We start from the raw sequence: 13467 nt of genomic DNA on the forward strand, positions 1-13467 counted from the left end.
GGGCTGGTGCGGTCTCAAAACTCGCTCTTTCGCGAGTTTTCGACAGACTCTGAGCGCACACGAATTCTCTTGGTACAAGACCGGAACGGGCGTAACATTCGCGTCATGCGCGGGTTTATTCCCTTGCTGGTTCTGGCCTTGGGCGCGACGGCTGCGCCGTCATCGGCCGATAGCGGCGTTCCCCAGGATCCGCCGGTGGTTCCGGCGACCGGCGCGACCACTCCGGCGACCGCGTCCGAACTGCTCGGTTTCGCCAATACCGAACAGCGCATGACCGTTCCTGTGTCGATCGGCCCGAGCGGACCCTATTCCTTCATCATCGATACCGGATCGGAACGCACCGTGGTGTCGCGCGAACTGGCCGACGTCCTCAAGCTCAGCACCGGACGCCGCGTCCGGGTGACGACGATGGCGGGACAGAGCGAGCTCGGCACCTACAAGCTCTCCGATCTCCGCGTGAACATGATCGCGCCAGACACGATCGAGGCGCCGGCGGTCGAGGCGACCAATCTCGGCGCGCCCGGCATGCTGGGAATCGACGCGCTCAAGGGTCATGCGGTGTCGATCGATTTCGACAAGAACGTGATGGAAGTCCGCGCGTCCAAGAAACGCGGCCTGATGGGCAGCCCGGACGACATCGTGATCCGCGCCAAGAATCTCTACGGCCAGTTGATCGTCACCGACGCGCGCTATCACGGCAAGCGCATCTCGGTCGTGATCGACACCGGATCGCCGGTGACCGTCGGCAACCTCGCCTTGCTCAGGCGCGTGAAGACCGAAAAGTCGCTCGGCACTGTCTCGCTGCAAGCGGTGACCGGCCAGTATCTCCAGGCCGATTATCGCGTGATTGACTCGCTCGACATAGCAGGGGTCGGTTTCCACCAATTGCCGATCGCATTCGCCGATGCCGTGCCGTTCAAGCGGTTCGGGTTGACCGACACGCCGGCGCTGATGCTCGGCATGGACTCGCTCCGGCTGTTTCGCCGCGTCCAGATCGATTTCGCCAACCGCGAGATCCGCCTGACCTTGCCGCGCAACGTGATGGCGAGCTCGGCCCGCATGCGTCCCTGACGTCGGACGTTGCGCATCGCCCGGTTTCGGGCTCTAATCTCCCCCAGTCATCATAACAATCGGGGGGCATCATGCGCGCATTGGGGTGGATCATCGCGGCGGGACTGCTCGCCCAGCCAATGGCCGGCGCGGCGGCCGATCTCCGGCCGGATCAGCAGGCGTTTTTCGGCCTGTACAAGGAACTGGTCGAAACCAACACGGTGGTCGACATCGGCAGCTGCACCCAGGCGACCGCGCAGATCGCTGCGCGGATGAAGGCGGCCGGCTATAACGACAGCGAGCTGACGCCATTCTCGGTGCCCGATCATCCCAAGGATGGCGGACTGGTCGCGGTGCTGAAAGGCAGCGATCCCAAGGCCAAGCCGATGCTGCTGCTCGCGCATATCGATGTCGTCGCCGCCAAGCGCGAGGATTGGGTGCGCGATCCGTTCAAGCTGATCGAGGAGAACGGATTCTATTACGGACGCGGCACGGTCGACGACAAGGCGATGGCGGCGATCTGGGCCGATGCAATGATCCGCTTCAAGGCCAGCGGATACAAGCCCAAGCGCACGATCAAGATGGCGCTGACCTGCGGCGAGGAAACCACGTATGCCTTTAACGGCGCCGAATGGCTGGCCAAGAACAAGTCGGACCTGATCGCTGCCGAATTCGCCCTCAACGAAGGCGGCGGCGGGCGCTACAACGCCAAGGGCGAGCGCGAGATCCTGGCGATCCAGGTCGGCGAGAAAGCGGCGCAAAACTTCACCTTCACCACCACCAATCCCGGCGGGCACAGCTCGCAGCCGGTTCCCGACAACGCCATTTACGAGCTCGCCGACGCGCTCGAGAAAGTGCGTGGCTACGAATTCCCGGTGAAGTTCACCGATACGACGCGTGCCTTCTTTACCGCGGTGGCCGGCGCGCCGCAGACGCCCGCGCCGATGGCGGCGGCGGTCAAGCGCCTGCTCGCCAATCCCAACGACGCCGAGGCCGACAAGATCGTCTCGCTCGACAAGGCGATGCATTCGACCTTGCGCACGACCTGCGTCGCGACGTTGCTGAGCGCCGGCCATGCCGAGAATGCGCTGCCGCAAAAGGCGACGGCCAACGTCAATTGCCGCATCTTCCCGGGTGAAAGCGTCGAGGGGACGCTGGCCAAGTTGAAGGAACTGGCCGGACCCAAGGTGACCGTGACCGCCAACCAGCCGGTCCGCCCGATCGGCATCCCGCCGACGCTCGACCCCAAGATCGTCGGACCGATGAAGACGCTGGCCGACAAGTATTTCCCCGGCGTGCCGATGCTGCCCAGCATGTCGACCGGCGCCACCGACGGCATCTTCCTCGAAGCGATCGGCATTCCGACCTATGGCGCGCCGGGCGTGTTCATCGAATCCGACTTCAGCGGCATCCACGGGCTGAATGAGCGCATCCGGGTGGAGTCGCTCTATGTCGGGCGGGATTATCTGTACGATCTGGTGAAAGCGTACGCGGGATGAGCTCGTCGCAGCGGAATAGCGGCCGCTATTCCGCGCCCCGGCGACGAGCTCGGCCGGCGGTGTCGAAGACACCGGCCGACGGCGCGAATTCACTTCGCGCCGGCTAAACCTGAGGCTCGGGATCCCCGCCTTAGTGGATGACTGTCCGAGCGCGAAGCGCTCAAACCGTCACCTGCTCGCCCAACTCCAGCACCTTGCCCGGCGGGATATGCAGGAAGTCGGTAGGGTCGCTGGCATTGCGCTGCAGGAACATGAAGATGCGGTCCTGCCATAACGGCATGCCGACCTCGGCATCGGGCTTGAGCGTGTTGCGACCAATGAAATAGCTCGCTTTCATCGGATCGAGGGCGATCAGCCCCGCCTTGGCCGCGTCGGCCAGAGCGCGCGGCACGTCGGGCGTCTCCATGAAGCCGTAACGCAGGATCACGACGCTGAAATTGTCGTCGATCCGTTTGACCTCGCACCTTTCCTCGGGCGGCACTTGCGGCCGGTCGGCGGTGCGCACCGAAGCGATCAGGTTGACCTCGTGCAGCACCTTGTTGTGCTTGAGGTTGTGGAGCAGCGCGCCGGGCGCGCTGTCGGGATTGCCGGTCAGGAAGATCGCGGTGCCTTCGACCCGTTCGGGCGCGCGCCGTGCCAGCGCCGCGGCAAGATCGGCGAGCGGCACGCTCTGGCGTTGCTCGAACGTCTTCACGATCGCCTTGCCGCGCACCCAGGTGAAGATGACCAGCCCGATCACTGCGGCGATGACCAGCGGCACCCAGCCGCCTTCGATCACGCGCAAGCTATTGGCGCCGAAGAAGATCAGGTCGAGCGTCAGGAAGGGCAGAATGATCGCCAATGCCCAGGGACGCGGCCAGTGCCAGCTGTGCCGCACCACGACGTATGCGAGCAAGGTCGTGATCACCATCGTGCCCGTCACCGCGATGCCATAGGCCGCCGCCATCGCCGATGAGGTGCGGAACTGGACCACCAGCACCAGTACGCCGACCAGCAGCAGCCAGTTGATCGACGGCAGATAGATCTGGCCGGCATAATCGGCCGAGGTGTTGCGCACGCGAAGGCGCGGCAGGAAACCGAGCTGTACCGCCTGTTGCGTCAGCGAATAGGCGCCGGTGATCACCGCCTGGCTGGCGATGATCGTCGCCAATGTCGCCAGGATGACGAGCAGGGGGCGCACCGTCTCGGGCGCCATCAGGAAGAACCAGTCGGCATTCTCCCATTTCTGACCGGTCGCCTGCACCGCCTCCAGCTTGTTGAGCGTATAGGCGCCTTGTCCGAGATAGTTGAGGCACAGCGCTGGAAAGGCGAGCAGGAACCAGCCGAGCCGGATCGGCTTCGCCCCAAAATGCCCCATATCGGCGGTCAGCGCCTCGGCGCCGGTCACGGTCAGGAACACCGCGCCCAGCACGAACAGGCCGAGCACGCCGTGCGTCGCCAGGAATTGGCCCGCATGCCACGGATTGAACGCCCACAGGATGCCGGGCTCGTCGCTGATGTGATAGAGGCCGAGGCCGCCGATCACCACGAACCACAAGACGCAGACCGGCCCGAACAGCACCGAGACGCGCGCGGTGCCGCGCGACTGAATCAGGAACAATCCGATCAGGATGGCGATCGTGACCGCCAGAATGGTATGGTCGCCGATCGCGTCGGCGCCGCCGGGGATCGTCCTCAGGCCCTCGACCGCCGACAATACCGACAAGGACGGCGTGATGATCGCGTCGCCATAGAATAAGGCGGCGCCGGCCGCGCCCAGCGCGAGCGCGATCCGCGATCGCCAGCCGAGCGCGCGGCGGGCCAGCGCGGCGAGCGCCAGCACGCCGCCTTCGCCCTGATTGTCGGCGCGCATCAGGAAAGTGACGTACTTGATCGAAACGACCAGGATCAGCGACCACAAGGCCAGGCTGAGCACGCCCAATATCTCGTCGGCCGTCAGCCCATCGGCGGCGGCCTGGCTGAGCGCTTCGCGAAACGCGTATAGCGGACTGGTGCCGATATCGCCGAACACCACGCCGATCGCGCCGATGGTCAGCGCCGCCAGCGCCTTTTTCGACATCGTCTGTTGGGGTGAAATGGCTGCTGACATGGAGTCGGATGGGCCTGCCGGAAAGGACGGCGCGCTTTACGCCTGTTGGCGCGCCGATCAAGGGGCTTTTGTTGCACCGCCGCAAGCCATTGATCGCGCCCTGCTATTACGGCATGGATGGGCAATGGTTCCCTTTTCGTTCGCCGGCCATCAATTTGCCGCCCAACCCGACGGCGCTTTGTTCTGGCCGGCGCGGCGCGCGCTGATCGTCGCCGACCTGCATTTCGAGAAGGCGAGCTGGTTCGCCAGCTTCGGCCAGATGCTGCCGCCTTATGACAGCGCGGCGACGTTGGCGGCGCTGGAACAAGCCGTTGCGGCGACCGCACCGGCGGAGATCTGGTGCCTCGGCGACAGCTTCCATGATTCGCGCGGATGCGAGCGCTTGCCCGCGGCCGAACAGGAGCGGCTGCGCGCGCTGACCGCCGCGCACCGCTTCGTCTGGGTCGTCGGCAACCACGACCATGCGATGGCCGATCCGTGCGGCGGCGAGATCGTCGACGAGGCCGAGCTCGACGGGCTGGTGCTGCGGCACGAAGCCGATTCGCGCGATCCGCGGCCCGAATTGTCGGGGCACTTCCATCCCAAGCTCCGGGTGCGGGTGCGCGGGCGACTGGTGTCGCGGCGCTGTTTCGTCGCGACCGGCACCAAGCTGGTGCTGCCCGCTTTCGGTTCGCTCACCGGTGGGCTCGACGTCCATCATCCCGAGATCGTCCGCGCGGTGGGCCGAAGCGGCGAGGCGCTGGTGCCGGTCGCCGATCGGTTGCTGCGGTTTCCGCTGGCGGCGTGACCAAGGATTCGAAGGAAACCCGACCCACCCCGTCATGCCGGGCTCGTCCCGGCATCCACCGTGCAAGTGAGCGCGAAGCTGGAGCCGCTTGTCTTGGACTTGCCGCCCGGTGGACCCCGGCACAAGGCCGGGGTGACGGATGGGAGGCCCTACTTCGCCAGCGTCGGAAACGCCGCCTTGAACGCAGCGACCTTGGGCTTGTCCCACGCCACGATGTACGGATGGTTGGGATTCTTGTCGAAGAAATGCTGGTGATAGGCCTCGGCCGGATAGAAGCCGCCGGTCTCGATCTTGGTCACGATCGGCCGCCCATAGACCTTCGCTTGGCCCAGCTGCGCGATGTACGCCGCCGCCACCGCGCGCTGCGCCGCATTCTGCGGAAAGATCGCCGAGCGATAGCTGGTGCCGCGATCGGGACCCTGGCGGTCGAGTGTCGTCGGATCGTGCGCGACCGAGAAATAGATGCGCAGCAACGTGCCGTAGCTGACGACGCGCGGATCATAGCTGACGCGAATCGCTTCGGCGTGGCGCGTGGTTTCGGTCGACACCTGGTCGTAGGTCGCGGTCGCGGCAGTGCCCCCGGCATAGCCCGCGGTGACGTTGGTCACGCCTTTGACGCGTTCGAACACCGCCTCCATGCCCCAGAAACAGCCGCCGGCGAGTACCGCGACACTGGGTTTAACGCTCGGCTGGACGTCGTGCGCCGGCGCCGGAATCGGCACCGCGCGTTCGGCATGGGCGAAGGGACTGGTGAAGATCGCCGCGGCCAGCGCACCGGCGGCGGCAAGCGGCAGAACATATTTGATCATACGGGGAGCTCCGTTGTTCCGATGATATAAGTACGGAACACGAGCGCCCAAGGTTTCAGTCCGCCAGATGCGTGATCGCCGCCGGAGTATGCGGCAGCGTCTGCGCGCCGGCCGGATGCAGCGTCAGCACGCCGACTCCGCCCAAAGCGAAGCCGCCGACGAAACGCCAGAAAAAGGAGGAAGTGATGAGGGCCTTCATGGCTCTTGTCCTTTGTTGCGGGTGCGAAATCGGCGTTCGAACGCCTCGCTTCAACCCTGATGGTCGAAACGATAGGTTTCCGGGCCTGAACTTTCTCTGGCCTGTCCGTTCATCAGGGGTTGGGGTTTGCGGGTCGTGCAGCCTAAACAAGCCATCGCCGCGCAAGCGGGATGACGGTTGGAATGGCGGGCCGCTACCGCCCTACTTCCCCAGATACTTCTCCCACCACGCCGCAACGCGCTTGCGCAGGTCGGCGACATGCTCGGGCTGGCGAATGCCATGGCCCTCGTCGGGGTAGATCATCAACGTGGTCGGCACGCCCAGTTCCTTCAGCGCATGCCAATATTCGATCGACTGGGTCGGCGGCACCTCGATGTCGCGCTCGCCGACATAGATGAAGGTCGGGGTCCTGGCCTTCTTGATGTAGGTGATCGCCGACGCCTCGACATAGGGCTTGGGGTCGTCATAGGCCGACTTGCCGAAGAACGGGATCATCCACTGGTCGATGCCGTTGGTGCCGTAATAGCTGATCCAGTTCGACAGGCCCGCACCCGCAACGATCGCCTTGAAGCGATTGGTCTGGGTGTTCGCCCACATCGCCATGAAGCCGCCATAGCTGCCGCCGGTCAGGCCGAGCCGATCGTCGTCGACCGGGGCGATCTTCTCGACCGCATCGATCCCGGCCAGGATGTCGCGCAGGTCGCCGCCGCCGAAATCGCGCTTGTTGGCGGCAGTGAATGCCTCGCCCTGGCCGAAGCTGCCGCGCGGATTGGGCAGGAAGACGTAATAGCCCGCCTTGATCATGTCGGCGGGACCGTTGTCGCCGAAGAAATAAGGCGTGTTGGCCGATGACGGACCGCCATGGACGATCGTGACCATCGCCGCCTTGCGCCCGACTTCGGCCGTGAGCGGTGCGAGCAGCCATCCCTGCACGGAATATCCCTCATTGGTCCAGGTCACGCTGGTCGCCTTGGTGATCGCGGCGACCGCGTCATTGTCGCTCGTGATCTTGTGCGGTGCCGTCGCGGGTCCGGCATAGATTGCCGGCGCGTGCTCATAATCCTGCACCACCGTCGCGATCACCGATCCGTCGGCACTATAGGCCACGCGGCCGTCACCGGCGGCGAAGCTCGCGGGTTTGGACCACAGGATGCTGCTGCCCTTGGCGCCGAGCGCGCCGACCTGGGCGTTGGCGCCCATCAATCGCGTGTCGCGAATGCCCACCTTCGTCCAGGTCAGCGAGGTGACCGTCGCCTTGTCGCCTTTGGTTGCGTTGACCGGCTCGCCGCTGGCGAACGGCACGGTCCAGACGTCGCCGCCGACCGCGCCGAAATCGCTCATCAGCCCGCCAATATAGGCCACGCTCCTGCCGTCGGGCGAGACGCGCGGCGCGTTGATCTGGGTCTTGGGCCGGGCGATCGGGCGCACCGCCCCGCTCGTGGCGTCGATCGCGTCGAGCGTCGCGACCCACCAATTATTGTCGCCATTGCCCAGCGCGGTGGTCGCGACGAAGCAGGCGCTGTCGGGGGTCCAGCTATATTCGTAGATATAGCGCTCGGCGGGAGAGACCGGCTTGACGTCGGTGACCGGCGCACCCGCCAGGTTGAACACCGCCAGCCGCTGTTCGTCGCTTGTCTCCCCAATCTCGCCGACCTGCCGGACGCCGGGCTGGGTCGCGCCCGATTCCTTGGCGGCGTTGAGCGTCACCAGCAAGGCGATCTTCTTGCCGTCGGGGGAGAAACGCGGGGTCTGGGCGATGCCGCGAAGCGTAGCGACCGTGCGCGTCGCCTTGCCGTCCGCCAGCGCCAGCGCGACGGTTCCGGCATCGCGGTCGCGCTCCAGAAAGGCGACGGCGCCGCCCGGGCCGAACGTCACCCCCGAATAGCTACACTTCGTGCAAGGATCGATGGTCGTCAGGATCCTGCCGTCCTTGACCGATCGCACGACGATCTTTCCGTGCGCGGCCTTGCCGGCACTGCCCTCATTCTCGATCGCTTCGACGCTAGCGACCCGATCCCCCGACGCGGAGATTGCCAGTCCTGAATAGGAATGGAGCGGCGCCGCGATGGCGGGTGCGGACGTGGCGGCGAGCAGGACGGCGGCAAGAGCAAGGCGCATCGAAGACTCCATGGGTGGAAGGATGCGATCGATACGCCGTCGTTGGGGATAGGCAAGCCTGTGCCCTTGGAATCCCTCACCCCTTCGCGGGAGAGGGCTGTTGTGGTCGCGCGAAAAAGGGGCCGGTTGCCCGGCCCCCTCTCCTTGCGCCCCTCCGAGCAAGTCCGACTACCAGCGGCGATGGCCGTCATGTTTGTCGAACCGCACCTTCGCGCTCAGCGCGTCGTAGCGGCGCTCGAGGTCGGCGCGTTCGCGCATGTCGATCCGTCCGCCCGACAGGCGATAGCGATATTCGAGCTTCTGGATGCCGCGCAGCTGGCCTTGCAGCTGGAAAGCCTCACGGCGATTCAGATTGCCCGAGCGGATGCCCTGGTCGATCCGCGACTGGATCATCTGCGCGCGCTGGTTGAGCGGCGCGAACGGCGCGGCGACCGAAACGGCTGGGAAAGCGGCGGTGGCGAAGCCCAGCCCCATCAGCATAACAGTCAGCTTCTTCATGTCTTTCACTCCTTTGGTGACCGATCGAGCGGTCGAGAGACTGTTTCGGCCCCAACTGTCGCCGATCTGTGCCGGGAAATGTCCGAATGTGTCGCGGATGATCGCGAGCGCGTCAGGTTCGTTCAGGTAGATGAACGGCGGCTGTCGATTGCGACTGCCAAAATCCTCCCCCGCCAGGGGGAGGTGGCGCGCGGAGCGCGTCGGAGGGGGAGGAAGCACGACACCGGCTGGTCGCCGTCCGCCCAGCCTGGCGGCTGCCACCTCCCCCTGGCGAGGGAGGATTTGATGCACGCCTACCCGAACGAATACGGCACCGGCCCGCGTGCGTCGGGGTCGATATGGATCTCGCTTGCCGCCGGCGGGAAAGCGCGCTGGTCGCAATCGGTGCGCGGACAGATGCGGCACGACACGCCGATCGGTGTCGCGGCATCGTCCGCGCGGATGCCGTCGGCATAGACGAAGTCGGCGGCATGCGCCTCCTCGCAGCCGAGCGTCACCGCATAGCGGCGCGGGCTGCGGGTGAAGCTGCCCGACGGCTTGACCAGCCCCTTGGCGATCGAGACGTAGCGCGTACCGTCGGGCGTTTCCGCCAATTGGACGGCGATGCGGTCGGGGATCGCGACCGCCTCGTGCACGCCCCATAACGGACAGGCGCCGCCGAATCGCGCGAACTGGAAGCGCGTCGCCGAATGCCGCTTGGTGATGTTGCCCGCCATGTCGACGCGGCAGAAGAAGAACGGGATGCCGGCTGCACCGGGCCGCTGCAAGGTCGACAGGCGATGGCAGGTCTGTTCGAAACTGACCCCGAAGCGCAGGCTCAACCGGTCGATATCGTGGCGCAGATCGCGCGCGGTGGCGCGGAAGCGGGCATAGGGCATGACCAAGGCGCCGGCGGCGTAATTGGTCAGTCCGGCGGCGAGCAAGGCGCGGCCGGCATCGGAAGCGATCCCCTCGCTGGCGATGTCGCGGATCAGCTCGGCGAATTCCAGCCGCGCCAATTGGTGCGCGAGCGCGAAGCGTTGGCTCGCCTCGGGCAAGGCGGGGTCGAGGCGCAACAGGCGTGCGCCGGGATCGTAAGCGCGTACCGGCCCGCCCAGCTCGCGATCGGCGGCGACGGTGATACCAAAGCGCCGGCCGAGCCGGTTCTCCAGCGCGGCGCCCTCGATAGCGCCCTCGCCCATCTCTTCGGCGATCGCTTCGGCCGCGCGATCGAGCGCGTCGACATAATTGCGCTCGGCGTGAAACCAGTCGCGCACTTCCTCCCACGGAAAGCGCGCGGCTTCGGCCGCGCCCGCCTCGAACCGGTCGTCGAACGCGCGCAATTGCTCCTGCGAGCGGCGGAACGCGGCGTGGAGCGCGACCATGCGCCGCGCGAGTTGCGGCTGCTGTCGCGCCCCGCGCCGCAACGTCGCCTCGTCGATCCGCGCGTCGGGCACGCTGGGATCGCTCGAGGCCTCGATCGCGTCGACCAGCAGCATCCCTTCGTCGGCCGCCGCGATCGTCTCCCAATCGGCGGGGAAAGCGCGGGCCAATGCGACCATCACTAATGGCGTGATCGGACGGTCGCCATTCTCGATCTGCGACAGATAGCTGACCGACACCGCAAGCTGGTCGGCCAGCGCGCGCTGGCTCAGCCCCAGCCGCTGGCGCAGTGCGCGGAGACGGTGTCCGGCGAAGATGCGGCGGATGCCTTCGGTCATGCCGAGGGAATAGTTTGCAAACCCCGCATCGGCAAGTTTGCAACATTACAGTTGCGAAGGCCGCCTGCTAGGGGAAAGAAGCCCGGTCCGTATCAGGAGCCTCCATGTCGTCGACCATCGCCGAACTCGAGAAGAAGCGCGCCGCGGCCCGGTTGGGCGGCGGAGAGAAGCGCATCGCCGCACAGCACGCCAAGGGCAAGCTGACCGCGCGCGAAAGGCTCGACGTGCTGCTCGACGAAGGCTCGTTCGAGGAGCTCGACATGTATGTCGAGCATAATTGCGTCGATTTCGGCATGCAGGACCAGATCATCCCCGGCGACGGCGTGGTCACCGGATCGGGCACGATCAACGGCCGGCTGGTGTTCGTGTTCAGCCAGGACTTCACCGTGTTCGGCGGCTCGCTGTCGGAACGCCACGCGCAGAAGATCTGCAAGATCATGGACATGGCAATGAAGGTCGGCGCGCCGGTGATCGGCCTCAACGATTCGGGCGGCGCGCGCATCCAGGAAGGCGTCGCGTCGCTCGGCGGCTATGCCGAGGTGTTCCAGCGCAACGTGCTCGCCTCGGGCGTGGTGCCGCAGCTGTCGCTGATCATGGGCCCGTGCGCGGGCGGCGCGGTCTATTCGCCGGCGATGACCGACTTCATCTTCATGGTGAAGGATTCCTCCTACATGTTCGTCACCGGCCCCGACGTGGTGAAGACGGTGACCAACGAAGTGGTGACGCAGGAGGCACTGGGCGGCGCCATTACGCACACCACCAAGACCTCGGTCGCCGACGTCGCGTTCGAGGACGATATCGAGGCGCTGCTGGCGGCGCGCGATTTCATCGATTTCCTGCCGGCGTCGAACCGCGAGCCGGTGCCGGAACGTCCGTCATCGGACCCCTGGGACCGGATCGAGGACAGCCTCGACACCCTGATCCCGGCCTCGGCCAACCAGCCCTATGACATGCACGAACTGATCCGGAAGACGGTCGACGAAGGCGATTTCTTCGAGATCCAGCCCAAACATGCCGGCAACGTGATCTGCGGGTTCGGGCGGATCGAGGGGAAAACGGTCGGCATCGTCGCCAACCAGCCGATGGTGCTGGCCGGCGTGCTCGACATCAACTCGTCGAAAAAGGCGGCGCGCTTCGTCCGCTTCTGCGACGCGTTCGAGATTCCGATCGTCACCTTCGTCGACGTCCCCGGCTTCCTGCCCGGCACCGCGCAGGAGCATAACGGCATCATCAAGCACGGCGCGAAGCTGCTGTTCGCTTATGCCGAGGCGACCGTGCCCAAGATCACCGTCATCACCCGCAAGGCCTATGGCGGCGCCTATGACGTCATGGCGTCGAAGCATCTGCGCGGCGACCTCAATTACGCCTGGCCGACCGCCGAGATCGCGGTGATGGGCGCCAAGGGCGCGGTCGAGATCATCTTCCGCGGCAAGACCCCGGATGAGATCGCCGAGCGCACCGCCGAATATGAGGCGCGCTTCGCCAATCCGTTCGTCGCGGCGGCCAAGGGATTCATCGACGAAGTGATCCAACCGCATTCGACGCGTCGGCGCATCGCTTTGGGCTTGCGGAAATTGAGGAACAAGAGCCTCGAGAACCCGTGGAAGAAGCACGACAACATTCCGCTTTGACGAAAGGCCGCCGCTCATGATCTCGATCCTCGCTTTGTTGCTCCAGGCCGCTCCCGCTCCGGCGGCGGTCGCGCCGTGGACGGTAACGACCCGTCCGAAGACCGATCCCGCCATCACCTCGACGGTGACCGGCACGTCCTCGGCCGATGGCAATGCCAAGCTCGTCGTGCGCTGCGACGCGGGCAAGGCGAACGTCGTGTCGGTCCAGCTGTTCAGCCGCACGCCGCTCGGCGGCCCGCCTGCGCGCCCGGTATCGCTGACGTTCGACGCCAACACGCCGATGATCGACAATTGGGAATTCGTCCAGCAGGGCGCGTTCCAGCGCGATGACGTCGCCGTGACCACGCTGACCACCGCGCTCGCCGCGGCCAAGACGATCAAGATGCACACCACGACGACGACCGGCGAGCCGATCGACGCGACTTTCACCGGCCCGTCGAGCGCGCAGCCGATCACCGCGGTGCTGGCGGCCTGCGGCTATACGCTCGGCCAGCCGCCGGTCCGCGCGCCCGAGCCCAAGGACAAGAAGGCGGATCAGTGAAGCTCGGCCGCCTCAACCATGTCGGGGTCGCGACCCCCTCGATCGCCGACGCCATTCCCTATTGGCGCGACGTGATGGGGGCGACGGTGATCCACGATCCGTTCGATCTGCCCGCGCAGGGCGTGAAAGTATGTTTCGTCGACACGCCCAACACCCAGATCGAGCTGATCGAACCGCTCGGCGAGACCTCGCCGATCCGCGCGTTTCTCGAGAAGAACCCGGCGGGCGGCCAGCATCACCTTTGCTACGAAGTGCCCGACATCATGGCAGCCAAGGCCTGGTTCGAGGGCAAGGGCGCGAAGGTCCTCGGCGAGCCACGCATCGGCGCGCACGGCACGCCGATCTTCTTCGTCCATCCGCGCGATATGGGTGGGGTGCTGACCGAGATCATGGAGACGCCCAAGGACGGGCATTGACGATTCTCCCTCTCCCCTGCGCGCAGGGGAGAGGGTTGCGCAGACTTGGGCTCGTCAGAGCCCTAGTCGGAGCTGGGAGAGGGGTCAGGCCGAGCGCAGCTCGGCGCGAGCCTCCGGCTCGCACGACCCC

12 protein-coding genes are annotated in these 13467 nt (G+C 65.9%); 6 read left to right on the forward strand and 6 right to left on the reverse strand.

Annotated features, from left to right (window positions below; translation table 11 throughout):
- Positions 1-105 precede the first annotated feature (105 nt).
- Positions 106-1071, forward strand: a complete 966-nt coding sequence (locus SPR01S_RS19360; RefSeq protein WP_066592823.1) for an aspartyl protease family protein — start codon at positions 106-108, stop codon at positions 1069-1071.
- A 71-nt stretch (positions 1072-1142) separates the two neighbouring features.
- A complete protein-coding gene (locus SPR01S_RS19365; RefSeq protein ID WP_066592825.1) occupies positions 1143-2549 on the forward strand; it encodes a M20/M25/M40 family metallo-hydrolase in 1407 nt (468 codons plus the stop codon).
- Between the two features lie 160 nt (positions 2550-2709).
- Here SPR01S_RS19365 and SPR01S_RS19370 read toward each other — a convergent pair whose 3' ends face one another.
- Positions 2710-4638, reverse strand: coding sequence for a potassium transporter Kup (locus SPR01S_RS19370; RefSeq protein WP_066592828.1), 1929 nt, complete (start codon positions 4636-4638; stop codon positions 2710-2712).
- Positions 4639-4762: 124 nt separating this feature from the next.
- Here SPR01S_RS19370 and pdeM point away from each other — a divergent pair, with 124 nt between their 5' ends.
- Positions 4763-5425 carry a ligase-associated DNA damage response endonuclease PdeM gene (pdeM, locus tag SPR01S_RS19375; protein WP_066592832.1) on the forward strand — a complete coding sequence of 221 codons (663 nt, stop codon included), beginning with the start codon at positions 4763-4765 and terminating at the stop codon, positions 5423-5425.
- A 149-nt stretch (positions 5426-5574) separates the two neighbouring features.
- On the opposite strand, the gene msrA is transcribed toward pdeM, so the two are convergent.
- From msrA to SPR01S_RS19395, 5 genes are all read right to left on the reverse strand, one after another.
- Positions 5575-6234 (reverse strand): peptide-methionine (S)-S-oxide reductase MsrA, encoded by a 660-nt coding sequence (msrA, locus tag SPR01S_RS19380; protein ID WP_066592834.1) that lies wholly within the window; start codon positions 6232-6234, stop codon positions 5575-5577.
- Between the two features lie 55 nt (positions 6235-6289).
- Positions 6290-6433, reverse strand: a complete 144-nt coding sequence (locus SPR01S_RS21890) for a hypothetical protein (RefSeq protein WP_169803471.1) — start codon at positions 6431-6433, stop codon at positions 6290-6292.
- Between the two features lie 201 nt (positions 6434-6634).
- Positions 6635-8551 carry a S9 family peptidase gene (locus SPR01S_RS19385; RefSeq protein WP_066592838.1) on the reverse strand — a complete coding sequence of 639 codons (1917 nt, stop codon included), beginning with the start codon at positions 8549-8551 and terminating at the stop codon, positions 6635-6637.
- Between the two features lie 168 nt (positions 8552-8719).
- Entirely contained in the window at positions 8720-9049 is a 330-nt protein-coding gene (locus SPR01S_RS19390; RefSeq protein ID WP_066592841.1) for a hypothetical protein, read from the reverse strand.
- A 293-nt stretch (positions 9050-9342) separates the two neighbouring features.
- Positions 9343-10749, reverse strand: a complete 1407-nt coding sequence (locus SPR01S_RS19395) for a helix-turn-helix domain-containing protein (RefSeq protein ID WP_066592850.1) — start codon at positions 10747-10749, stop codon at positions 9343-9345.
- 104 nt (positions 10750-10853) lie between these two features.
- Between SPR01S_RS19395 and SPR01S_RS19400 the strand changes: the two genes are divergently transcribed.
- The 3 genes from SPR01S_RS19400 to mce are packed head-to-tail and all read left to right on the forward strand — an operon-like array spanning position 10854 to position 13337.
- Positions 10854-12380 carry an acyl-CoA carboxylase subunit beta gene (locus SPR01S_RS19400; RefSeq protein WP_066592860.1) on the forward strand — a complete coding sequence of 509 codons (1527 nt, stop codon included), beginning with the start codon at positions 10854-10856 and terminating at the stop codon, positions 12378-12380.
- A gap of 16 nt (positions 12381-12396) precedes the next feature.
- The gene (locus SPR01S_RS19405) at positions 12397-12921 is read left to right on the forward strand and encodes a hypothetical protein (RefSeq protein WP_245662123.1); all 525 of its coding nucleotides are present in this window, start codon (positions 12397-12399) and stop codon (positions 12919-12921) included.
- The gene (mce, locus tag SPR01S_RS19410) at positions 12918-13337 is read left to right on the forward strand and encodes a methylmalonyl-CoA epimerase (RefSeq protein ID WP_066592862.1); all 420 of its coding nucleotides are present in this window, start codon (positions 12918-12920) and stop codon (positions 13335-13337) included. Before SPR01S_RS19405 ends, mce begins: the two co-directional genes overlap by 4 nt.
- Positions 13338-13467: the final 130 nt, after the last annotated feature.

Origin of the sequence: Sphingomonas pruni NBRC 15498, assembly GCF_001598455.1 — a bacterium.
Lineage (GTDB): Bacteria > Pseudomonadota > Alphaproteobacteria > Sphingomonadales > Sphingomonadaceae > Sphingomonas > Sphingomonas pruni.